The following is a 23,003-nucleotide window of genomic DNA, read 5'->3' as shown; positions in this document are numbered from 1 at the left end:
GCAACGCACCCCCATGCCCCTATCCTAACAAAAAAAGTGAACCATTAACCTATATAAAGATTAACGATTTTTGAACTTATATAAAATCATGTATAGATAACCGTTTTTTAGTACACAAATAGTATATAAGTCTTCAATGGATATGGAGGAGTTTTATGGAAAATAATAAAGACAATCAATCAAATAGAAAAAAAGAACAATTAGAAGAATACACCCAATCTGATGCAGGTACGAAGCATACAACCGACCAAGGAATTCCAATACACCACGATGAAACAACATTAAAAGTCGGTGAGCGTGGGCCATCTCTAATAGAGGATTTTCATTTCAGGGAAAAAATAACTCATTTTGACCATGAACGTATACCAGAACGCGTGGTTCACGCAAGGGGATTTGGAGCACATGGTTACTTCCAAGTATATGAACCATTATCAGACCTCACAAAAGCTGGATTTTTAAACGATACGAACGTTAAAACCCCGGTATTTGTAAGGTTTTCAACTGTAGTAGGCTCAAGAGGTTCTGCAGATACTGTCCGCGATGTGAGAGGATTTGCTACTAAGTTCTATACAAAAGACGGTAACTTTGATTTAGTGGGTAATAATATGCCGATTTTCTTTATACAGGATGCAATTAAATTTCCAGATCTCGTTCATGCAATAAAACCCGAACCCAATAATGAGATCCCACAAGCTTCTGCTGCACATGACACGTTTTGGGATTGGGTAGTTAATAATCAAGAATCAGCTCATATGATTATGTGGTTATTATCTGACCGAGGTATACCAAGAAGCTTTCGAATGATGGATGGCTTTGGCGTTCATACTTTCCGTTTCGTTAACAGTCAAAACGAAGCTCATTTTGTGAAGTTTCACTGGAAACCTCTTTTAGGAGTACATTCTTTAATTTGGGATGAAGCACAAAAAATTGCTGGTAAAGATCCGGACTTCCATCGAAAAGACCTTTATGAAGCAATCGAGCGAGGAGATTATCCAGAGTATGAGCTCGCTATTCAAGTGCTAACTGAAAGGGAAGCTCAACAGTTTAATATTGACCTTTTAGATGCAACGAAGATCTGGCCGGAAGAACAAGTTCCGCTGCAGCGAATTGGTAAAATGACCTTAAATAGAAACCAAGATAATTTCTTTGCAGAAACGGAACAAGCCGCTTTTCACCTTGCTAACATTGTTCCAGGAATTGATTTTACAAATGATCCACTTTTACAAGGAAGACTTTTTTCTTATTTAGATACTCAGTTACTGCGACTAGGCGGCCCAAATTTTCATGAAATCCCAATAAACCGTCCAATTATTCCGATTCATAATAATCAGCGTGACGGCTTTCACCGTATGACAATCAATAAAGGTAAAGTAGCTTATTCTCCGAACACTTTACAAATGAACAGCCCGGAAATGCATGAAGAAAAAGACGCTTTTATGCCATTCAAAGAACATATAGAAGGTATAAAGACACACAAACTTCCACAAAGTTTCTCTGATCATTTTAGTCAAGCTAGATTGTTCTATTATAGTTTGTCGTCCGTTGAGAAAAAACATATTATAGATGCATTTCATTTTGAAGTAGGTAATGTAAATGACCCATCTATTAAACAAAAAGTCGTCACTATGTTTAATCAAGTTGATCACCAATTAGCTGTTAAAATTGCTAATGGAGTTGGCGTAAAACAACCTGAGGAAACCGAAAACCAGGCCCCAGCTAATCTATCTCCAGCCTTAAGTCAATTAAACACACCTATGAAGCTTAAAGGTAGAAAAGTAGCTTTTTTACTTGAAAATGGATTTAACCATAAGGAAGTTGCTGATTTAAAATCCTTCTTAGAGGCTAAAGGCATTGTAATAGACATTGTTAGTGAGCAGCTGGGAGCAATTAGTAGTGATCAAGAAACATCGATTTCAGCGAATAAAAATTACGCTACTACTCACGCCGTTTTATACGATGCCATTTTTATCCCAAGTGGTGAGCAGCATGTTAAAAAATTAAACCAGACCATGGAGAGTAAAGAATTTATTCTGAATACCTTTCATCACATGAAAACAATTGGTTCCTGCTTTGATGCCAATCAACTAGTTAATCAACAAATAAAGCCTTCCTTCAAAGATTCATCTATTAAAAATTCTGAAGTAGGAATTATTCAATTGGACGATCAATTAGCTGAGGAACAATTCCTTACAGCCTTTTCTGATGCCATCAAGGTTCACCGCCATTGGAAGCGGGAAGTATAAGAAATAATATTTCTATATAAAAAACCGAATCGAGTGAACCTCGATTCGGTACATAATCTAGTTATTTTGATTTAAACATTTGTGTCCAGTACGTTGTCCCATTGTGTTCAACATATCCAACACCAATGTGTGTAAAGTTTTCACTTAAAATATTTGCACGGTGGCCATCACTATTCATCCAACCATTCATCACTTGTTCTGGACTACGTTGTCCCATTGCAATGTTTTCTCCAGCTGAACGATATTGAATACCATATGCATCCATCATGTCAAATGGGGAACCGTAAGTTGGTGACTGGTGACTAAAGTAATTATTCTCACCCATGTCCTGTGATTTCTGACGTGCTACATTACTTAATTCTACAGAGATCTCAAGTGGTGCTAATCCGCGAGATTCACGCTCTTGATTGACTAAGTTAAACACTTGCATCTCAAAATCATGAAGGTCAGAAGAAGCAGGTTGTTCCACTGTTGATTTATTTTCTTCAACCTCAGGCTCCTCTTGTACTGGTTCTTCTTGTGCTGGCTCTTCTTGAGCTGGTTCTTCTTGTGCTAGTTCTTCTTCAACCGGTTTATCTATAGGTTGTTCTTTATTTTGATTAAATTCTTCAAAGCTATTATTTTTTAGCTTATTATAGAACTCTATGACTGAATCCCAATCATTAAATTTGTTTATACCTTTTTCTATACTTTGATCAGATTGACCAAATTGAACGTCTATCGTTTTCACTATTTGATAGACATTATGATCTTGCTGTGAATCGACTTGGTTTGTAGCACCCACCGTTCCCGTCATTAAAACTACGGAAAGCATGACAGCGCACACCGTTAAAAATGTTGATCTAAACCACTTCATAAAAAATACCTCCTTGTTGTTTTGACCCCCACGTACATTATCGTTATAGAAGCGGGTTTATTCAACCATATAATGCAGGCCAAAAAATGGAAGAGATTTAAATGAGCTATAAACCTTGTTATAACAGGATTTCAATACTTATTTGAAATGTTTTCCTATTTCAATAATCGTAAAGTATCTACATAATTTTAGAATAAAAAAGTCACCACTATAAAAGTGGTGACTTTTCTCTTACTTATTTATTAAACCGTTTCTAATTTATTACGTAGTACCATTGGTAAAATTCCACCATGGCGGTAGTAATCTACTTCTACATCACTATCAAAACGAGCGATAACTTCAAATTCTTTCTTATTACCTTCTTCATCCGTTGCAAGAACTGGAATTAGATCGTGTGGTTTCACATCTTCTGTTACTTGAACATCAAATGTTTCACGACCAGTAAGGCCTAGAGAATCAAGAGTATCATCCGATTTGAACTGTAATGGTAGAACACCCATCATTACTAAGTTCGAACGGTGAATTCTTTCGAAGCTTTCTGCGATTACTGTTTTAATTCCTAGAAGATCTGTTCCTTTTGCTGCCCAGTCACGAGAACTTCCCATTCCATAATCTTGACCTGCAATGATACAAAGACCTGTATTCGTCTCCTTGTATTTCATCGCAGCATCATAAATTGGCATTACTTCATTTGTTGGCCAGAATGTAGTATAACCACCTTCTTTACCACCTGCAATTTCATTACGAATTCTGATGTTTCCAAATGTACCACGCATCATTACCTCATGATTACCACGGCGGGAACCATAAGAGTTAAAGTTACGAGGAGATACATCTTTCTCCATTAAATATTGCCCAGCTGGCATATCTTTTGGAATAGCCCCTGCAGGAGAAATATGGTCAGTTGTTACTGAGTCGCCAAATTTACCAACTACACGAAGTCCATTTAATGGATGCACTTCTTTAGGATCTTTAGACATTTCTTCGAAGAATGGTGGATTTTGAATATATGTTGATTCTTCGTCAAATTCATATAAAGGTTCGTCTGTTGTCTGAATTTTATTCCACTCTTCATTCGATTCAAATACTGACTCATATTCTTTACGGAAGATTTCAGGAGTAACTACTTTCGTAATTTCGTCCTTAATCTCATCAGAAGAAGGCCAGATATCCTTAAAGTATACATCATTTCCTAAAGTATCTTTACCAATTGGCTCGTTATAAAGATCGATATCAACTGTACCAGCTAATGCATACGCCACTACTAATGGTGGTGAAGCAAGATAGTTTGCACGCACTAGAGGGTGGATACGCCCTTCAAAGTTACGGTTACCAGAAAGCACAGAAGAAACTGTTAAATCATTGTTAGCAATTGTTTCTTCGATTTCAGGTAGTAATGGTCCAGAGTTACCAATACATGTCGTACAACCATAACCTACTAGGTTAAATCCTAATTGATTTAAATAATCCATTAATCCTGCGTTTTCTAAGTAGTTCGTTACTACTTTAGAGCCAGGAGCCAATGAAGTTTTTACATATGGTGGTACATCTAATCCTTTTTCTACTGCCTTTTTAGCAAGTAGTCCAGCACCAAGCATAACGTGCGGGTTAGAAGTATTTGTACAAGAAGTGATTGCCGCAATTGCTAAAGAACCAGTCTTCATTGTCGTCTTCGAACCATCGTTAAAGTTTACTTCAGCTTCACGGTCAATTTCTTTTGAAGTTAATCCGAATCCTTGGTTACCTGCAGGAGCAGTCAATGCTTCATTAAATGATTTTTTCATTGCAGATAAAGGAATTAAATCTTGTGGACGTTTTGGTCCAGATAGATTCGGCTCTAATTCTGATAAGTTAATTTCTACTAATTCCGTGAATTCAGGATCTTCTTGATCTGTAGTATAGAATAAATCATTTCTCTGCAAATACTCTTTAACTAACTCAATTTGATCTTCTGAACGGCCTGTTAAACGCATGTAATTAAGTGTTTCATCATCGACTGGGAAGAAACCACACGTTGCACCATATTCAGGAGCCATGTTTGAAATAGTTGCACGATCAGCTAATGGCATTGACGTTAGACCTGGACCAAAGAATTCAACGAACTTACCGACAACATTCTTCTGACGTAGTACTTGAGTTACTTTCAAGGCTAAGTCAGTAGCAGTTGTAGCTTCTGGCATACTACCAGTTAACTTAACACCAATAACTTCTGGAGTAGGGAAATAAGAAGGCTGACCAAGCATACCTGCTTCCGCTTCAATTCCTCCTACACCCCAACCAAGTACACCTAAACCGTTAATCATAGTAGTGTGTGAGTCAGTACCTACTAAAGTATCTGGGAATGCATCATACGTACCATCCTCTTGCTCTTGAGAATGAACGACATTTGCAATGTACTCTAAGTTAACTTGGTGCACGATACCAGTTGCTGGTGGTACAGCACGGTAGTTGTCAAAAGCTTTTTGTGCCCAATGTAAGAACTCATAACGTTCTCCATTACGATTAAATTCCATATCCATATTAAATTTCAATGAATCAGGAGTACCATACTTATCTACTTGCACCGAGTGGTCAATTACTAAGTCAACTGGTACTTCTGGGTTAATTTTATCAGGGCTTCCACCCATATCAACCATCGCTTTACGTAAAGAAGCTAGGTCCACTACAGCTGGTACACCAGTGAAGTCCTGTAAAATGACACGTGATGGCTTAAAAGGTACATCGACCTTTTCTCCATCTGCCCATTTTGCTAATTTTTCAATGTGTTCATTTTTAATTACATGGCCGTCATGTTGACGCAATACAGATTCTAGTAAAACACGAATAGAGAACGGAAGCTTCTTAATATTTACTTGCCCTTGTTCTTCTAATGCTTTTAAATGATAATAATTGTACGTTTTACCATTCAGTTCAAATTGCTTTTTTGAATTAAAAGCGTTGCTTGATCCCATGTTATTTACCCCCTTGAAGTATGTAATTTTTTTGGATTTTTAATTAGCAATTTTCGTTTAAAATAGCCAATCTTTCTGCACGTATTCATTTTATATGAAAATATATTAGAAGTAAAACGTTTAAAACGAAATTTCGGCAAAAAATATCCTTTTATAACAGTTCTTCACGTAATTGTTTATCCAACTCCACTATAGCATTCATACATCTTTTTTGTTCTTCCCAATCAAGTGTTCGAAAATCCAAAACACAAGCTTCGTGTTCGATTCTACAAACAATTGGTTGCTGATCACTTCTTAAAAGTTCTTGGATTTCCATACTATTTATACTTTCAGACTTTATTGCAATTCCGTATGAATCCAGTTCAACTTCTGGAAGCGTCCCCCCTCCCACTTTCGATATAATATCTTTTCCGTAAACTTTCAACATTTTTAAGTCATTTAATTCGGCTAATTTTGCTTCTACCTCTTGCCTCAGTTCACTAGCAGGCTTTAATATATCCCTAATAGTTGGGTTTTGACTTCTTAAAAAATCTGAACCCTTCGTATAATCTTTAAGTGTCTGTTCTAAGGCAGCATACGAGAATTTATCCATGCGAAGAACCCGCGCGAGTGGATGCTTCTTTAATTTATTTATCCATTCTTTTTTTCCAACAATAATCCCAGCTTGTGGCCCTCCTAAAAGCTTATCTCCACTAAATGAGACAAGGTCTGCGCCTGTGCGAATAACATCGGCCACACTAGGTTCTGAGCCTATTTGATGCTGTTTCAAGTCATAAATCATGCCACTTCCAAGATCCTCATAATAAAGTAATTCTTCTTGCTTTGAGGTTTTAATAAGTTCTTCTCTTTCTACACTGGAAGTGAAACCTTTCATATAAAAGTTACTTGTGTGGACACGCATAAGCATGCTACTCTCAGACGTTATTGCTTCCGTATAATCATATAAGTGCGTTTTATTCGTTGTTCCTACTTCCACTAATTGTGCGCCGCTTTCTTCCATTATTGTAGATACCCGAAAACTTCCTCCGATTTCTACTAACTCACCTCTAGACACAATTACTTCTTGATTTTTGGCAAAAGCAGACAGTATCAGATAGACCGCTGCCGCATTATTATTAACTGTCATAGCAGCCTCTGCTTCTGTTAAATGTATTAATTGCGATTCCACTAGGTCATGCCTAGATCCCCTCCTACCACTTTTGATATCAAACTCTAAAGAGGAGTAATTTGCTCCAATTTGTTGTAAAGCATCAAGAGAAGATTTAGAAAGGCGAGCTCGCCCCAGATTTGTATGAAGAACTGTTCCTGTAGCATTAATTACTTGTTGAAGATTGGGTGTAGAAATCTGATCACTATATCTCTTAGTTAAAACATAGATATGATCCATTACTTCTTCTTTGCTATTTAAACTTACTTTTTCTGCAAAAATAGACTCTCTAAATTCACTCAAAGATTCTTGTAATACTTGTTTTAGTTCTACACTGGTCAACTCATACTCACTTTGAATGAATTGAATTCGATCATCTAGCATTAGCTGATGTATGGAAGGGATAAGTCTCATTTTATCGTTCATAATTGTATCTCCGTTCTATTATTGAAGTAAAACCGTTTTCCTGTCCCTATTTTATACATAAACCCACCGAAATTCTTACTTATTCGGTGGGTTTGGGTTAATTATTTCATGGTGTGAATATCATTGATTATATCTTCAGACTTTGGAAACACGCCTGTATCTAACTTAGAATAAATTTTATTTCCGTCTATTTTTACTTCAAATGCTCCACCCGATGCAGGGATCAGTTTCATTTCTGAAATGTCATGACGAAAATGTGTAAATAATTCATCTGCGAAACTCGCAGCTTTTGGCGCATAGTTTCACTGCATGCAAAATTCGATAGATACTTTATAGCTCATTCCAATTCCTCCTAGTTGTATATTACTTCTAGCTTAAAAGAATACCCTTTAAAATTCAATCATTTTTAATTGTCCAATTGGCTTAGTTTTCTATTTATCTTATATCACGTATAATGAAATCAGTGGATTGGGGGTATGGGAAATGAATAAAAGTGAAGATGAAATCATCCGATTAACTTCTCTTTCAACCAAAGCTGGTTGAGGATGTAAACTCGCGCCAAGCGAACTGGCTCACGTGTTGAGTCAAGTAAAAGTACATCCAAAAAATGACGACGTTTTATTCAGCCAAAATAGTTCAGACGATGCTGGTGTGTTTAAACTCACGGATGACATTGCTCTCATTCAAACAGTTGATTATTTTACACCTATTGTCGATGATCCTTATACTTTTGGTGAAATAGCCGCTGCGAATGCTATGAGCGATGTGTACGCAATGGGAGGCGAAGTGAAAACTGCACTGAATATTACGAATTTCTCTGTAAAAAAATATGGTGCTGATATGTTGTCTTTTATCCTTCAAGGAGCAGAAGATAAAGTCCATGAAGCTGGAGGCTCCATTATTGGTGGCCACTCCATCGATGATCTAGAACCAAAATTCGGCATGGCAGTAACCGGTATTGCTCATCCTGATAAAGTTTTAACAAACACAAGTAGTCAAGTTGGAGATCTACTTGTATTAACAAAACCTATTGGTGGCGGAATCATTACTACAGCTGTAAAAAAAGGATTCGCTCCTGAACATATATCTAATGAAGCAATCTACTGGATGAAAGAATTGAATAAAAAGGCTGCATCTTTTTTACATGAGTGTAATGCCCATGCAGTTACAGATGTTACTGGATTTGGCTTATTAGGCCATGCTTTAGAAATGGCTCGTGGTAGTAATAAAACGTTTACGATCTTTAACGAACAAGTTCCAGTAATCAAAGGAACTTCAGAGCTAGCTGAAAAAGGAGCCATACCTGGTGGTAGTAAAGAAAACTTAAAATGGTTAGAATCATCTATTTCGTTCTCAAATGAGATTACGGAAATTCAACGGGTAATCCTCGCTGACGCAATCACTTCAGGTGGGCTATTAGTTTCTCTACCTGCTGAACAGGCCAAATCCTATGTAGAAAAATTAAATGCTACTGGCTCACTCGGAGCTAAGGTTATCGGAGAAGTATCTGAACAACAACCATATCCGATTTATGTTAACTAAACCTCTGGCAATACTTTTCGAATTAGGTGGCCATTAATTAAAAAACTCCAGTGTAATTCCATTTTAAAATGAATTACATTGGAGTTTTATTTGTTTGATCGTCGCAGAATACATTCACTTTAAAAGATAAATTACGAATTCCATACACGTACATTTTCCTGTCGAATGGTTATCCCTTTATGATCCATTAATTCTAGTAACGGTATAAGATACTTTCTTGATAGACCCAATTCATCTTTCGCTTCTTTTAAAGAGAATGACTCTTCAGAAATTCCCTTTAGTTGGTCCACACTCTCTTTAAACCTTGAAGAATCCATCATTAGTTCGTCGGTTAGAGGTTCAATTCGACTCTGATCAATTAAATAGTTTATCACATTTACTTGCTCTGAAGCTGACATCTCAGTTAAGTAATTGCTATACTCCTTCACCTCATATTTGTCTTTATACAACTGGTTCAAGTATGAATCTACCATTTCCTTTAAGTTGTCTGGAACATAAGGTGAAAATCCTTTTAGGTAAATATAATGCATCGACTGTTCAATAACTTCTTGGTCAATAAAGTAGTGAAGTAACGTCATTTCACGTTTGGTTTGATAAGGTAATGATTGAATGACTTCTGATTTATTTAATCCTTTTTTCATCGGGTTACTTTCATGGAATTTTGTTAAAGTCCTAATTAACGAATCTTCTGCATATTTCACCTGATTAACAGTATATAATTTGTAATCTATTTGTACGATTCTCTCTTTTTGTAATTCATGAAACTTATCTTCTACTTCTGACAAAGAGGAGGTGAATTGACTTTTCAATTTGGTAAAATCGATTCCCGGATCCTCTTCGATTAACAATAGTATTTGTTCCTCCAAGGAGGCTTCAGACCTTTCTTTTAACCATTCCACTGTATCCATCCCAAATTTATGTTTCGAGGCTTGTGGGACTATAATACGACCGCCTCCAATGGTTTCAACCGGAGTTGCCCTTCGAAGTACAAAACGATCCCCTTTATGGACATATATTGGGTCGTCTAATTCAACTTGAACATAAAGAAGTTCGTCTGGCTCCTCTACTCTATTCCTATCGAAAAAAACAATTCTACCATATGCTTCACTAGTGTTAACATGCAGTTTAATAGGTGAACGTTGTTTAATCCATTTATCTAAATACGGACTAACCCTTAACTCCAAGTCCACTCGTCTAGTAGCAAGTGCTTGTAAATTAGAGGTAACTACTTCCCCTCTTTTTATCTCATTCACTTGTAAGTTTCTTAACGATAGAGCAGTCCTACTTCCCGCCTTAGCAAGAGATACATTGTTTGAAAACTGTCTAATCGTTTTAACTTGAGTTCTATTATTTGAAGGGAGAAGTAGAACCTCTTCGCCTTCTTGCACAATCCCGCTCATTATAGTGCCTCTCACAACAGTACCAGTCCCATGGATAGAAAAAACTTGATCAACTGCAAGTCTGAATTCGCCAAACTGATCCTTTACAGGTGAACTCTCTAGGTGTTGCGTGATGGCATCTTTTAATTGTTTTATTCCTTGGAAGCTAACGGAGTCCACATGAAAAATCGCCTGATCATGATAATATGATTGTTTCATATGTTCTCTTAAATCTTCTTCTACAATGGAAAGCATCTCTTCCTCTACGGTATCCACCTTGGAGATCACAAACCACACATTCTCAATGCCGAGATAATGTAAAATCTCCATATGTTCTTTCGTTTGTGGCATCACGCCTTCATCAGCAGCAACAATTAATAAAACGAGATCAACGGAATAGACGCCTGCAATCATTTGACGAATAAATTTTTCATGTCCTGGAGCATCTATAATCGATATCGTTTGTTCCTCAGATTGGAGGAGCGGAGCATACCCTAATTCTATAGATATTCTTCGTTCTTTTTCTTCTTTCAACCTGTCTGTGTTTGTCCCAGTTAATGCCTTCGTAAGTTCCGTTTTTCCATGATCTATATGGCCAGCCATACCGATAGTATAATTTCGTTGAGACATTTTAACACCAGCCTATTATTTTAAGAATTGAACACGAAAGATACTTCCTGTTGGCTCATGGTCGATTATTTGAATCGTGGCATCATGTTTCTTTAAAATATCTTTAGAAATCATTAATCCAAGCCCAGTCCCTTTTGATTTAGTGGTTAGAAAAGGTTGCCCTAATTTTGCTTTCAATTCATCAGGAACCCCGCAACCTTGATCTATTACATCAATTGTTAAATAGTCACTGTAATAGACATTTACTTCTATTGTGCCTGGGTCTTCCATAGCTTCAATTGCATTTTTAATTAGATTAATAAAAACCTGTTTCAAATGCGAGCGATCACAATGTAGTGTGAATTGATTCATATTAAAATCTTGCTTTATTTTGATATCATTTATTCGTGCTTGTGAGCGCATTAATGTACATACTTCTTTAAGCATTATAATTAAATCATCTTCTTGGAATGTATTCGTAGAAGGTTTGGCAATATATAATAATTCAGATGAGATTGCTTCAATTTTTTCTATCTCATCTTTCATAATTTTTAGGTATGCCTCTTTCCCCTTCATATTGGTATCCATTAATTGAAGGAAACCCTTTAAAGAAGTGATCGGATTTCTTATTTCATGTGCAACACAGGCAGACAATTGCCCTGCTGTTGATAGTTTCTCAGATCTGACTAGCATTTCTGCAGCTTGCTTTTGATCTGATATATCTTGAGCTACAGCTACATAATAAGGTTTTCCTGTTTCAGGGTCTACAATTTTTCCTGCATAGCTTTGAGAATGAATATACTCACTATTAGCATTTTTAACAAGAAGCTCGATGCGCTGACGACTGTTTTCCTCTAGTCCCTGTACAAATGCTTTTAATTCTTCATGCTGTTTAGGATGAATAAAATAAAGTAACGAAGCACTCAGTACCTCTTCTTGGGTATACCCAAATAAACTTTTAACAGATGCACTGACACTATGTATATTAAAATCGTCATCGAAAACGACATGAACGTTCATCGAATAGTTGTCAATCCATTTACTAGCAGCATCATTAATTCTAGTGAAAGACTGCTCATCTGTTGCGCTCCTTGGCTCAATAAATGTTAGCGATTTATCCATTCGATATTACTCCTCTCAAAAACGTATATATCATCATCTTATGATAAACCTAACAGAATATAACAGTTCAAAACCATTTTATCCAATTTCATACGAAATGTCCAAGGAATTTCAGATATAATTCTTTATAAAGAACATTATTGTGGTTAACTTTGTTGCTACAGACGTTCTCAGCTTGTATAATAAACTAGAAAATTATTTTGGGGCTGGTTGCAAAGCTGGTGCGTGTCACGGTCTTCAAAACCGCTCGAGAGGCACGTGTTGTCTCTGGTGGGTTCGATTCCCACACAGTCCCGCCATTTATATGTTTAAGAGATTTTTATTATAGAGGATGACAAAAGATGTCTGGAATCGTTGCGATATTATTAGTTATTTGGTCATTTATTATGTTAGGATTGCTTACCATTGGTGGCTACTTTATGTTTCGAAAGTTTCTTAAAAAGCTACCAAAAGAAGATGGAAAATCAATTATCGACTGGGAAGAGTTTTATATTGAAGAAACTATTCATTTATGGAGTGACGAGAAAAAGCAGTTACTTAATGAATTGGTAGAGCCTGTCCCAGAAATTTTTCGGGATGTTGCCAAACAAAAGATCGGAGCAAGAATTGGGCGACTAGCATTAGAAAGAAAAGCAAAGTCTATTACCTTGGAACTACTCATTGAAGGATATATTCTTGCAACACCTAAGCGGGATCATAAATTTTTGATAAAACGTTTAAATGAGAAGAACATTGACTTTACACCATATCAACATCTATTAGAACCACAAAGCGGGTAGAAGTGATTTACACTTTTACCCGCTTTTTTTATGCTATTTGATTTTTTAGTTTCATAAATTTAATCAACATGGCTATTCTCCAAGTCACTAACATCGCAAATGCTAATAAGAAGAACATAGCGCTTGTTTCCCCTACCGATATTTCTTGTCCCAAGACGGACTTAAAGCTCACACGTATAACTAGCAAGCCAACTAAAATGAATGCTAGTGCTTTCGACGGTTTTAAATATATTTCATTCTTCTTCACTTCAAAATTAGAAGTATAAATTAATAGAATGGAAAATAAAACACCAACAATCATCGCTTCGATTACTTGTAACCAACTTATTTGGAAGTAAGGAAATAAAAACATAAGTGCACCTGTACTCATAAAAAATGGTGGTAATATTATTTTCTTTACAGATGCGGGTCGTTTAGCCGCACGGGACCTTATAACGATCATACCAATTGCCATAATAACTGCAATCACGCTTATAGTCCCAGCGATCAATGGTTGATCTAAAACATTCATTACGCCTCAACCTTTTCCTCATTCATTTCATTATCTTCTGTTGCATCCGTTGCGATTGTTAAGATAATTGTCATCGTTACCCCAACTACAGCTAGATACACTCCTAAGTCAAAAATGAGTGCAGTAGCCAATTCTGTTTCACCGAAAAACGGGATGTCAAAATACCCAAAAGTTTGTGATAAAAAGGGCACTCCAAACATGATTGCCCCTACACCAGATAGTGTCGCAATCATTAATCCGGCTATGAACATCGTAATGTAATTAATCGGCAAAATTTGTTGGATTTTTTCGATACCATACGTAATATACATTAGAATAATAGCAGATGCTGTCATTAAACCACCTATAAACCCGCCACCTGGTGCATTATGACCAGCGAAAAATAAGTAAATAGAAAAGCCTAATAATAAGAAAGCTATTAATTGTGTCAACGTTTTAAGAATTAAGTCATTCGTATTTTTCTTCATGTCATACTCCTTTTAGTTGTAAACAATTGTGGTATTAATTATAAGCGAATTAGATAGAGGATTCAATGCTTATAGGCCGGTAAAACCAAAGAAATTAGCCAAATATGCAGTTAGAATTCGCAACCAATCGAAGAATAATGCGACACCTAATACAATTAAAATGTAACCACCAATCGTTACAATGCGCTGTGAATTTCTTTTAATCCAATCCATTTTCCCGATGAAGAAGGACATGACAAAGAAAGGAATTGAAAAACCTAGAGAGTATGCTGTCATCATAATTACTCCAGATTCAGGATTAACGGCTGCTAAACTAATTACTGCTGCTAAGATTGGTCCCGTACATGGTGTCCAACTCATGGAGAAAGCTGCACCGATGAATAAAGTACCAATATAGCCTGTTGGTCTGTTTTTAAAAGTTACTTTCTTCTCTTTCATTAAAAATTCGAAATTAAATACACCAATCATAACAAACCCAAAGAAAATAATTAAAATTGCGCCAATTTGACGAATCAAATCACGATAGGTATATAACATTTCTCCAATATAATAGGTAGAAAAACCAAGCATGATAAAGATCGATGAGAATCCGATTAAGAAAAATAGAGTATGTAGCATGCTACGTTTTCTTAGCATCGCATTATCATTCTTCAACTCATCTACGCTCATACCCGTGACATACGAAAGAAATACCGGGTATAGTGGTAACACACAAGGAGATATAAATGAAAGGAACCCTGCTCCAAATGCTAATAAAATATTCACTTCATTCATCGAAACAACTCCTACAATTTACTGTTCTTTCCCCTATCCTATCAGATAATTACCATATTCATGTTAACACTGCTTGACAGTTTTATGAATTCTGCAGGAAAACATTATAAAAACGGAGAGCCACTTTCTGCTCTCCGTTCCTTTATTTTTTATCTTTACTATCCATTTGTTGAGTCATTGCGCGCATCATTTGATTAATCTTTTTCTGAGATGGCTTTTGACCCATTTGCATCATCATTGTACGTAACATTTGCTCATTAATTGGCGGGTTCTTTTTCAGGTAATTCATCATCGTTTTTCTAGCGATAAGGAAACCAAGTAATACACCTACAACCAATGCTGCAAGAGCAATTAAAACTACCCATATTGTGCCCATGCTTCTAGATCCTCCTATTTCGTTGTCTCTATACAGTATAGTAAAACAAATCTAGAAAAACAATAGTAATTAACCATGATTAAGTAGTTTTTTCCTCTTATAAGGACGAACCCATCCAAATTCTACTGATGTTTCATTTAAAACAAAGATGTACTCGTGGTATTTCTTTAAGTATTTAAGTAATAACGTTTCTAATTCAATCAAGGATGTAGCATACAATTCTAACCCGTTCGAACTTTTTTTAACGATAATTCTTTTGTTACCCGATTGCATTTCAAAAGTTTCTTCGTCGATCCAGTTTACATTTGCGGTTGTACTATTTTTTAAATACGAAAAAAGTTGTTCAAGCTTTACTTCCTCTAATGCGTATTTTATCTGTTTCGTTGTTATGCCATCCTGAAGACTTTGCATTTTGTACTTTTTGAGTAGTTTGTATAATAAACTTACTTTAAAATAAAAATGTTCTCCATAATTTGGTTTAAAGAAAAATAAGGAATATTGGTACATGGCTTGACCTCCCTTTAGGCCAAGCTTACCAACATTCCTTAGAAAAGTTTGTCGCATTATTTGTTATTTATTTAAAAAGTTTGTAGAAAATTATTTATTTAATAACACTTTTACTCTGCTAACCACGTTTTCTACAGTAAAGCCATACTCTTCAATTACTTTATCTCCTGGTGCAGACGCTCCAAATGTATCAATTCCTAATACATCACCATCAATGCCTACATAACGTTCCCAACCAAATGGAGAAGCCATCTCTACTGCTAGTCGCTTCGTTACATTTTGTGGTAACACTTCTTCTTTGTATGCATCAGATTGTAATTTGAAACGATCCCATGAAGGCATGCTAATTACTCTAGCTGAGATATTTTCTTTCTCAAGTTCTTCTGCCGCTTTTGTAATTAACTGTACTTCAGAACCTGAAGCAAGTAATAAAACGTCTGCTTCTGATTTCTCTGCTTCACGTAAAACATAAGCCCCGCGTTCCACACCTTCTCTTGCTTTTTCATTCGTTCCAGCTAATACCGGTAATCCTTGGCGCGTAAGAACGAGTGCAGTTGGATGATTCGTAGCTTCTAGAGCCAACTCCCATGCAGCCTTCGTTTCATTTGCATCACCAGGACGCACAACAGATAATCCTGGCATTGCACGTAAGGCAGGTAATTGTTCAATCGGCTCATGTGTTGGCCCATCTTCCCCAACTGCGACGGAATCGTGAGTAAATACATACGTTACAGGAACTCCCATTAAAGCTGATAAACGTAATGCGGGACGTAGATAGTCACTGAATACGAAGAACGTTCCTCCGTAAACTTTAAGACCTCCATGAAGCGCCATTCCGTTTAATGCACATGCCATTGCAAATTCACGAACACCAAACCAAACATTTCTGCCACTGTAATCTGGCGCTTTAAAGTCTTCCTCATTTTTAATCGTTGTCTTATTCGAACCAGCTAAATCTGAGCTTCCACCAAAGAATTGTGGAACTTTTTCTGAGATTGCATTCATCACTTCGCCTGATGCAGCACGTGTTGCAAGTGCTTTAGAATGCTCATCATACGTAGGTAAGTCTGCATTCCACCCTTGTGGTAAATCCCCTTTAATTGCTTGTTCTAACTCTTCTGCTAATTCAGGGAATTCTTGTTTAAATTGATTAAACAATTGATTCCACTCATCTTCGGATTGCTTTCCGCGCTTTTGTACATTTTCTTTAAAGTCTTTATACACTTCATCTGGAACATGGAAATCATCTTCATAGTTCCATCCATAATGTTCTTTCGCTGCTTTTAACTCTTCATGGCCTAACGGTGCTCCGTGTGCATCTGCCTTACCAGATTTGTTCGGCGCTCCGTAACCAATAACAGTTTTCACTTCGATCATTGTCGGTTGTTCTTTATTCGCTCGTGCATCTTCTAATGCTTTTTCAATTGCCACTGTATCATTTCCGTCTTCTACACGAATTACTTGCCAGCCGTAAGCCTTATAACGATCTTCTACACTTTCAGAGAAGGATCGATCTAAATCACCATCTAACGAAATATCATTCGAATCATACATGACGATTAATTTCCCAAGTTTTAAATGGCCTGCTAGAGAAGCGGATTCTTGAGAAACACCTTCCATTAAGTCCCCATCACCACATATAGCATATGTGTAATGATCGATAACATCATAATTAGGTCGATTAAATTTCCCTGCTAAGAAGCTCTCTGCCATTGCCATTCCAGTAGCCATTGATAACCCTTGGCCAAGTGGACCCGTTGTTGCCTCCACACCGTCAGTATGGCCAAACTCCGGATGACCTGGAGTATTAGAACCCCATTGGCGGAAATTCTTTAAATCATCGATTGATACTTTGTATCCCGATAAATGTAATAATGAATAAAGTAGCATGGAACCATGTCCAGCTGATAAAACAAAGCGGTCTCTGTCAAACCAATTTGAATTCTGCGGGTTATGATCCATCAATTTGGTCCATAATGTGTAAGCCATTGGAGCAGCCCCCATCGGCATACCTGGGTGACCTGAACTCGCTTTTTCTACTGCGTCAATTGTTAATGTTCGTATCGTATTAATTGATAGCTTTTCTGTTTCTTTACTCATTAATTTTATTACTCCCTTCGTTAATCACGATTTATTGCGTTCACATTTTTAAATTATAACAAAAATATGCCGAGAAAACGGCAAAAATTAGTGTTTTTTATTATTTTCTTGTTCTTTTTTAAGCTTTTCTGGAGTAACATCTGTTCCTTCTGGGTCGACAACTTTCATCGACTGTAACTGATTTTTGAATGAACTTCGAAACGATTGCAAGTATTCTTCCCGTAGTTTCTTTTGTTCTTTTTGTTCTTTATCTGTTAAGCCCTCTGTTTTTTTCTTGTTAGCAAGCTCATTTATACGTTTAATTTCTTCTTCTGATAACATTTTCATACTCCTTTACTTAAATAATTTTCATTATATTTTTCAATCCACTTTTATCATTTTATCGTCTACAGTATATGAAAACAAGAAATCTGAATAAAATACGAACGAACGTTTGTGTTCTTGGATAAAACTTGCTATACTATAGGTAGTTCATGTCAGGTATAGGACATTCACAAAAATCTCGGGGTGAGAAAATGAAGAAATTATCAAAGAGACAAAAAGAAATTTATGATTTTATTGAACAAGAGGTTAAAGAAAAAGGATATCCACCATCTGTGCGTGAAATTGCTGTTGCTGTTGGGCTTGCTTCTAGCTCCACTGTACACGGACACTTATCTCGCTTAGAAGAAAAAGGATTTATTCGTCGCGATCCAACCAAACCAAGAGCGATTGAAATTACCTTTGCAGATAGCCAAACCGTTCGTGAACGTAATGCTATGTACGCACCTTTAATAGGTAAAGTTACTGCTGGTGAACCAATAACAGCGATAGAAAACATTGAAGAATATATTCCTCTTCCTCAAACGTTTTCTACTTCCGAAGAAGATGTATTTGTCTTATCTGTACAAGGTCAGAGTATGATCGACGCTGGAATCCTTGATCAAGACCTTGTCATTGTTCGCAGGCAATCTACAGCTTCCAATGGCGATATCGTTGTTGCAATGACAGAAGAAGATGAAGCTACTGTCAAACGCTTCTTTAAAGATGAAGACCACTACCGTTTAGAACCTGAAAATCCTTCGATGGAAGCGATTATTTTAGATCACGTTACGGTATTAGGTAAAGTTGTCGGTTTATACCGCGACATTCATTAATTAAAATATGAAAAGGTATTTTCCCTGTTTGGAAAATACCTTTTTTCTGTTCCTATGCATAATGGCCTCCAATCTTCTTCCCTCTTTCCACCGCAATTCCACCACTCGTATAACTACTCGCTCGCAGTAAAGCTGTAGAACCGAATCGATCTTTCACTTCATCCATGACTCGGTACAAATCACGATATTTAGACCGATCATTCCATAAGCTCAACTGTGTCCCTGCCTCCTCACTTAAATTCGTGAGTGACATAGAAGCTTTTCGAATACTATACCCTTCACTGTAGAAACGATGAAATAGCTGCAGACAAACTTCATATACTTCAAGCGTGTCATTCGTTGGAACATCAACGGAAATAGACCTACTGAATCCCTTCGCAAACTCACTTGAATAGCCAATTGCCAAGTGAATCGTTCGTCCCAACCTCTCGTCCTTTCTCGCCCTTCGGCACGCTTCCTCACATAGATCGAGTAAGCATGCATAAATCTCTTCTTTTGAGTAATCCCTTAAAAGTGTAATTCCATGGCCATAACCTTTTTGCTCCGTTTTCGTAAAATTTCCGGTAACTGGACTTAAATCAATTCCCCACGCATGCCAGTACAATTGTTCTCCCATAATACCGAAGCGCTTTTTTAAGTGGGGTAAGGAATGATTAGCGAGGTCGCCTAAGTTGCTCATGCCCATTCGATTTAAATTGCGCATCATTCGTGATCCAATACCCCAGACTTCTTCTAGGGCAACTGGCCAAAGTAAACGTTCCACATCTTCATACCGACATTCGCTAATTCCATCCTCTGCTTTTTTCGCATGTAGATCCATAACCACTTTTGCTAAAAATTTATTTTCACCAATTCCAATCACCGATTCTATACCAAACAATTCCCGAATACTCTCCTGTACCTTTTGGGCAATTTCATAAGGAGTACCATATAGTTTACGAAGTCCATCCACTGTAATCCAGATTTCATCGACAGAATAGACGTGAATGGCTTCTTTTGGGACAAATCGAAGCATCAATTTAGTGATTTCCAAAGAAACCATCACATAATCACCCATATGAGCTTTCGCGATAATTAAATTAGGATCATTTGGTAATTCAAAATAACGACTTACATTACTAACGCCGTGTTGTTTTTTTAGTGCAGGAGAAGCGGCTAACACAATGCTGCCATTCCGGTTCGGATCACCCACGACAGCGAGCAATGACGTTTGTGGATCAACGCCTCTTTTCATGCATTCTACACTTGCATAAAATGACCGCATATCAATACAAAACACATCATGTCTAGGATAGCCTTGATAATCCATTCTACCCCTCCTTAAAAATCAATACGTTTCACCGCGGTAAAAGAAATCTGTTTATAGCTTCGTTGATGATATTTAAATTGAAAGTGTTGATTAGTAGCATCAATAGAGATCACCTTCCCATGTAAATGTTCATAACGAAATCCATTATAAAAGCACAAATTTACATCCTGTTCTATTTGGTAAGCCTGATTAATTTGTTCGAGCACCTCATTCAGATCACCAGTTATTTGCTTTGGCTCATAGTAATCTTCTTTCCAAATTTCCTGTAGTTCCTCCACATGCTCAGGAAGCATGAGTGACGTCCATTTGATACTACCTCGATCCTGGTGCATCGAAGAACCTCTCCCCTTTCCTTTGACGTTGATACGGATAGACAGCAAGTAAATTGTTTTTATGAAATTTGCGCACCTTTTTACGAGTAAAACAAAAAGCGAGAAAATAATCTTCTTCCAATCTGACAACCCTAACCACACGCTGTGTCATCTCTTGCTGTTGATCCAGATAGACAATGTCTAGTTTCATTTTTTCTTCATATGATCTTCTCAGTAAGTAATTGCTCATATGGTCACCTCATCAATTAAGAACGTTTGTTCGTATTATACTATATTTCACCTGAACAGAACAAGTGTTTCTTTTTTCCTTTTTTAGGCATTCACCCATCTTCTTCTCCAATCATAGTTTAATATTAGCGAAAAGGAGGCAGGTTACAGTAATGACAAATCAAATCGATTACACTTCTCCATCTGTTCAATATTTCTTTAATATGAATAACAGTCATTTGTTCGTTAAGGATAGACAAAATTTAATTAATGTAGCAGGGCAAGCGCAGTTAAACAGCTTACAGCACTCCTCCCTGCTTGATATTTTTTTAAGTAGAGGGAATGTTGTAGAGCCGCATTATCACCAAAACGCTTCAGAGATCGTCTATTGTATATCCGGGCAAGCAGAAGTATCCCTATTAAATCCATTCACCAAAGAGTATTTGCATTTTTGTATCACACCAGGGCAAATAGTAAATATTCCACAAGGATGGTGGCACTATATAGTAGCATTAGAAGATCATACTCATTTATTAGCCGTATTCGATGCAGCAAATCCAGAAGTCGTTTTAGGATCTGACATATTAGCACTAACCCCTGCAAATGTCATGGCTCATACGTATTGTATGAATGAAGAAGAGTGGGTAAATGTCACTGCACCAATAAAACCAAGCACTTATATAGGACCATACAGCGACTGTAAGAAGGATCATTATATGGGATATAACAATCAGCATCACCCTAGTCATTATTCGTACTCTCCCAATAGTCACTACTAAACAAAAGCCTGACACTACTAAGAAAGTGTCAGGTCTAATCATTTATATTATTCAAAAAAACCTCTTGAGCCGTTATAGCTCAAGAGGTCTAAAGGTTTAATAACTATTCATATACTGTTCACGTTCCCAAGGGTGAACTTGCGTACGGAACATATCCCATTCAATTTCTTTTGCTTCTAGGAAGTGTTCTAATAAGTGTTCACCTAGAGCAGCAGAAATCGTGCTATCTTCTTTTAGTTTTTGAAGAGCATCGTTAAGCGTTGCTGGTAAATCTTGAACACCATTCGCTTCACGTTCTTCTTTATCCATTACATAGATGTTACGATCTACTGGTTCTGGAGCTGTTAATTTGTTTTCCACGCCGTCAAGTCCAGCAGCTAGCATAACAGCCATTGCCATATAAGGATTTGCTGCAGGGTCCACACTACGTACTTCAATACGAGTACTTAGTCCACGAGAAGATGGAACACGCACTAATGGACTACGGTTTTGACCAGACCAAGCTACGTAACATGGCGCTTCATACCCTGGAACTAAACGCTTATAAGAGTTAACTGTAGGGTTTGTTACCGCTGTGAAGTTAACTGCGTGTTTAATGATCCCGGCTGTGAATTGGTGAGCGATTTCACTTAACTGCTCTTCTCCTTTTTTATCGAAGAAAGCATTTTCTTTCCCTTTAAATAGAGACATGTTTGCGTGCATTCCTGAACCGTTCACACCGAATAATGGTTTTGGCATGAATGTTGCATGCAAACCGTGTTTACGCGCAATAGTCTTAACAACTAATTTGAACGTTTGAATATCATCACAGTGTTTCACTGCATCAGAATATTTAAAGTCAATTTCGTGTTGACCAGGTGCTACTTCGTGGTGAGATGCTTCAATTTCAAAGCCCATTTCTTCAAGCTCTAAAACGATGTCACGACGGCAGTTTTCCCCTAAGTCCGTTGGTGCTAAGTCAAAATAGCCACCTTTATCATTTAATTCCATGGATGGTTCGCCTTTTTCATCTAACTTGAATAAGAAGAATTCTGGTTCTGTACCAATGTTAAATGCCGTAAAACCTAAGTCTTCCATATGTTTTAAATTACGTTTTAAATTATAACGAGGGCACCCTTCAAATGGTGTACCATCTGGGTTGTAAATATCACAGATAAAACGAGCAACTTTTCCTTTTTCAGATGTCCAAGGGAATACTACAAATGAATCTAAGTCAGGAGATAGTTGCATATCTGACTCCTCAATCCGCACAAACCCTTCAATGGATGAACCATCGAACATCATTTGGTTGTCTAACGCTTTATCCAGCTGACTTAATGGGATTTCAACGTTTTTGATTGTTCCTAGAAGATCGGTAAACTGTAATCGAATGAACCTCACGTTTTCTTCTTCAATACGTTTGTAAATGTCTTCTTTCGTAATCTTTGGCAAAATATTTTCCTCCCAGAAAT

General features: G+C 37.0%; 21 protein-coding genes, 1 tRNA gene and 1 pseudogene. 6 read left to right on the top strand and 17 right to left on the bottom strand.

Features of this window, described 5'->3' with window-relative positions:
- The first annotated feature begins 155 nt into the window (after positions 1–155).
- Positions 156–2,243: a catalase gene (locus tag G532_RS0101980; protein ID WP_027963286.1), complete on the top strand. Its 2,088-nt coding sequence runs from the start codon at positions 156–158 to the stop codon at positions 2,241–2,243.
- Between the two features lie 61 nt (positions 2,244–2,304).
- On the opposite strand, the gene G532_RS0101975 is transcribed toward G532_RS0101980, so the two are convergent.
- The 4 genes and pseudogenes from G532_RS0101975 to G532_RS15765 form a co-directional block, all read right to left on the bottom strand.
- Positions 2,305–3,099, bottom strand: coding sequence for a CAP domain-containing protein (locus G532_RS0101975; RefSeq protein WP_035512357.1), 795 nt, complete (start codon positions 3,097–3,099; stop codon positions 2,305–2,307).
- A 242-nt stretch (positions 3,100–3,341) separates the two neighbouring features.
- Positions 3,342–6,050: an aconitate hydratase AcnA gene (gene acnA, locus G532_RS0101970; protein WP_027963284.1), complete on the bottom strand. Its 2,709-nt coding sequence runs from the start codon at positions 6,048–6,050 to the stop codon at positions 3,342–3,344.
- Positions 6,051–6,201: 151 nt separating this feature from the next.
- A complete protein-coding gene (gene selA, locus G532_RS0101965) occupies positions 6,202–7,623 on the bottom strand; it encodes an L-seryl-tRNA(Sec) selenium transferase (protein WP_027963283.1) in 1,422 nt (473 codons plus the stop codon).
- A 101-nt stretch (positions 7,624–7,724) separates the two neighbouring features.
- Positions 7,725–7,913: pseudogene (locus tag G532_RS15765) on the bottom strand (Rdx family protein); the annotation flags it as partial.
- A 193-nt stretch (positions 7,914–8,106) separates the two neighbouring features.
- Between G532_RS15765 and selD the strand changes: the two are divergent.
- Positions 8,107–9,165, top strand: a complete 1,059-nt coding sequence (gene selD / locus G532_RS0101960) for a selenide, water dikinase SelD (protein WP_084500474.1) — start codon at positions 8,107–8,109, stop codon at positions 9,163–9,165.
- A 131-nt stretch (positions 9,166–9,296) separates the two neighbouring features.
- Here selD and selB read toward each other — a convergent pair whose 3' ends face one another.
- On the bottom strand, positions 9,297–11,174 hold the full coding sequence (selB, locus tag G532_RS0101955) for a selenocysteine-specific translation elongation factor (RefSeq protein WP_027963281.1): 1,878 nt from the start codon (positions 11,172–11,174) through the stop codon (positions 9,297–9,299).
- A 15-nt stretch (positions 11,175–11,189) separates the two neighbouring features.
- Entirely contained in the window at positions 11,190–12,275 is a 1,086-nt protein-coding gene (locus G532_RS0101950) for an ATP-binding protein (protein WP_051189013.1), read from the bottom strand.
- Positions 12,276–12,477: 202 nt separating this feature from the next.
- Here G532_RS0101950 and G532_RS15945 point away from each other — a divergent pair.
- Both G532_RS15945 and G532_RS0101945 read left to right on the top strand, forming a co-directional pair.
- A tRNA-Sec gene (locus G532_RS15945) sits at positions 12,478–12,574 on the top strand.
- 42 nt (positions 12,575–12,616) lie between these two features.
- Positions 12,617–13,054 (top strand): DUF2621 family protein, encoded by a 438-nt coding sequence (locus tag G532_RS0101945; protein ID WP_027963279.1) that lies wholly within the window; start codon positions 12,617–12,619, stop codon positions 13,052–13,054.
- Between the two features lie 28 nt (positions 13,055–13,082).
- Here the strand turns inward: G532_RS0101945 and G532_RS0101940 are convergent, their stop codons facing one another.
- The 7 genes from G532_RS0101940 to G532_RS0101910 all read right to left on the bottom strand — a co-directional run bounded on the left by G532_RS0101940 (position 13,083) and on the right by G532_RS0101910 (position 18,110).
- Positions 13,083–13,565 (bottom strand): CcdC family protein, encoded by a 483-nt coding sequence (locus G532_RS0101940; protein ID WP_051189012.1) that lies wholly within the window; start codon positions 13,563–13,565, stop codon positions 13,083–13,085.
- A complete protein-coding gene (locus G532_RS0101935; protein WP_027963277.1) occupies positions 13,565–14,032 on the bottom strand; it encodes a Na(+)/H(+) antiporter subunit B in 468 nt (155 codons plus the stop codon). The genes G532_RS0101940 and G532_RS0101935 overlap by 1 nt, the downstream gene beginning before the upstream one ends.
- 69 nt (positions 14,033–14,101) lie before the next feature.
- On the bottom strand, positions 14,102–14,806 hold the full coding sequence (locus G532_RS0101930; RefSeq protein WP_027963276.1) for a cytochrome c biogenesis CcdA family protein: 705 nt from the start codon (positions 14,804–14,806) through the stop codon (positions 14,102–14,104).
- Positions 14,807–14,948: 142 nt separating this feature from the next.
- Entirely contained in the window at positions 14,949–15,182 is a 234-nt protein-coding gene (locus G532_RS0101925; protein ID WP_027963275.1) for a YneF family protein, read from the bottom strand.
- 69 nt (positions 15,183–15,251) lie between these two features.
- Entirely contained in the window at positions 15,252–15,689 is a 438-nt protein-coding gene (sirA, locus tag G532_RS0101920) for a sporulation inhibitor of replication protein SirA (RefSeq protein ID WP_027963274.1), read from the bottom strand.
- A gap of 90 nt (positions 15,690–15,779) precedes the next feature.
- The gene (gene tkt, locus G532_RS0101915; RefSeq protein WP_027963273.1) at positions 15,780–17,789 is read right to left on the bottom strand and encodes a transketolase; all 2,010 of its coding nucleotides are present in this window, start codon (positions 17,787–17,789) and stop codon (positions 15,780–15,782) included.
- Between the two features lie 87 nt (positions 17,790–17,876).
- Positions 17,877–18,110, bottom strand: coding sequence for a DUF896 domain-containing protein (locus tag G532_RS0101910; protein ID WP_027963272.1), 234 nt, complete (start codon positions 18,108–18,110; stop codon positions 17,877–17,879).
- 194 nt (positions 18,111–18,304) lie between these two features.
- Between G532_RS0101910 and lexA the strand changes: the two genes are divergently transcribed.
- On the top strand, positions 18,305–18,925 hold the full coding sequence (lexA, locus tag G532_RS0101905) for a transcriptional repressor LexA (protein ID WP_027963271.1): 621 nt from the start codon (positions 18,305–18,307) through the stop codon (positions 18,923–18,925).
- 52 nt (positions 18,926–18,977) lie between these two features.
- Here lexA and G532_RS0101900 read toward each other — a convergent pair whose 3' ends face one another.
- The 3 genes from G532_RS0101900 to G532_RS14570 are packed head-to-tail and all read right to left on the bottom strand — an operon-like array spanning position 18,978 to position 20,795.
- The gene (locus G532_RS0101900; RefSeq protein WP_027963270.1) at positions 18,978–20,234 is read right to left on the bottom strand and encodes a DNA polymerase IV; all 1,257 of its coding nucleotides are present in this window, start codon (positions 20,232–20,234) and stop codon (positions 18,978–18,980) included.
- 11 nt (positions 20,235–20,245) lie between these two features.
- Positions 20,246–20,566: a YolD-like family protein gene (locus tag G532_RS14575; protein WP_051189011.1), complete on the bottom strand. Its 321-nt coding sequence runs from the start codon at positions 20,564–20,566 to the stop codon at positions 20,246–20,248.
- Entirely contained in the window at positions 20,547–20,795 is a 249-nt protein-coding gene (locus tag G532_RS14570; RefSeq protein WP_051189010.1) for a hypothetical protein, read from the bottom strand. Before G532_RS14570 ends, G532_RS14575 begins: the two co-directional genes overlap by 20 nt.
- Positions 20,796–20,946: 151 nt before the next feature.
- On the opposite strand from G532_RS14570, the gene G532_RS14565 reads away from it, so the two are divergent.
- Positions 20,947–21,552, top strand: coding sequence for a cupin domain-containing protein (locus G532_RS14565; RefSeq protein ID WP_051189009.1), 606 nt, complete (start codon positions 20,947–20,949; stop codon positions 21,550–21,552).
- A gap of 96 nt (positions 21,553–21,648) precedes the next feature.
- Here the strand turns inward: G532_RS14565 and glnA are convergent, their stop codons facing one another.
- Positions 21,649–22,983, bottom strand: coding sequence for a type I glutamate--ammonia ligase (glnA, locus tag G532_RS0101880; protein WP_027963269.1), 1,335 nt, complete (start codon positions 22,981–22,983; stop codon positions 21,649–21,651).
- Positions 22,984–23,003 lie beyond the last annotated feature (20 nt).

This window comes from Halalkalibacillus halophilus DSM 18494, assembly GCF_000423105.1.
Lineage (GTDB): Bacteria > Bacillota > Bacilli > Bacillales > Alkalibacillaceae > Halalkalibacillus > Halalkalibacillus halophilus.
Note: the sequence above shows the minus strand (reverse complement) of the source record. Positions and strands in the feature narration are given on the sequence as shown.

Coding starts and splice junctions, on each gene's coding strand:
- G532_RS0101980 (WP_027963286.1), top strand. CDS start 156: ATGGAAAATAATAAAGACAATCAATCAAATAGAAAAAAAGAACAATTA.
- G532_RS0101975 (WP_035512357.1), bottom strand. CDS start 3,099: ATGAAGTGGTTTAGATCAACATTTTTAACGGTGTGCGCTGTCATGCTT.
- acnA (WP_027963284.1), bottom strand. CDS start 6,050: ATGGGATCAAGCAACGCTTTTAATTCAAAAAAGCAATTTGAACTGAAT.
- selA (WP_027963283.1), bottom strand. CDS start 7,623: ATGAACGATAAAATGAGACTTATCCCTTCCATACATCAGCTAATGCTA.
- selB (WP_027963281.1), bottom strand. CDS start 11,174: ATGTCTCAACGAAATTATACTATCGGTATGGCTGGCCATATAGATCAT.
- G532_RS0101950 (WP_051189013.1), bottom strand. CDS start 12,275: ATGGATAAATCGCTAACATTTATTGAGCCAAGGAGCGCAACAGATGAG.
- G532_RS0101945 (WP_027963279.1), top strand. CDS start 12,617: ATGTCTGGAATCGTTGCGATATTATTAGTTATTTGGTCATTTATTATG.
- G532_RS0101940 (WP_051189012.1), bottom strand. CDS start 13,565: ATGAATGTTTTAGATCAACCATTGATCGCTGGGACTATAAGCGTGATT.
- G532_RS0101935 (WP_027963277.1), bottom strand. CDS start 14,032: ATGAAGAAAAATACGAATGACTTAATTCTTAAAACGTTGACACAATTA.
- G532_RS0101930 (WP_027963276.1), bottom strand. CDS start 14,806: ATGAATGAAGTGAATATTTTATTAGCATTTGGAGCAGGGTTCCTTTCA.
- G532_RS0101925 (WP_027963275.1), bottom strand. CDS start 15,182: ATGGGCACAATATGGGTAGTTTTAATTGCTCTTGCAGCATTGGTTGTA.
- sirA (WP_027963274.1), bottom strand. CDS start 15,689: ATGTACCAATATTCCTTATTTTTCTTTAAACCAAATTATGGAGAACAT.
- tkt (WP_027963273.1), bottom strand. CDS start 17,789: ATGAGTAAAGAAACAGAAAAGCTATCAATTAATACGATACGAACATTA.
- G532_RS0101910 (WP_027963272.1), bottom strand. CDS start 18,110: ATGTTATCAGAAGAAGAAATTAAACGTATAAATGAGCTTGCTAACAAG.
- lexA (WP_027963271.1), top strand. CDS start 18,305: ATGAAGAAATTATCAAAGAGACAAAAAGAAATTTATGATTTTATTGAA.
- G532_RS0101900 (WP_027963270.1), bottom strand. CDS start 20,234: ATGGATTATCAAGGCTATCCTAGACATGATGTGTTTTGTATTGATATG.
- G532_RS14575 (WP_051189011.1), bottom strand. CDS start 20,566: ATGCACCAGGATCGAGGTAGTATCAAATGGACGTCACTCATGCTTCCT.
- G532_RS14570 (WP_051189010.1), bottom strand. CDS start 20,795: ATGAGCAATTACTTACTGAGAAGATCATATGAAGAAAAAATGAAACTA.
- G532_RS14565 (WP_051189009.1), top strand. CDS start 20,947: ATGACAAATCAAATCGATTACACTTCTCCATCTGTTCAATATTTCTTT.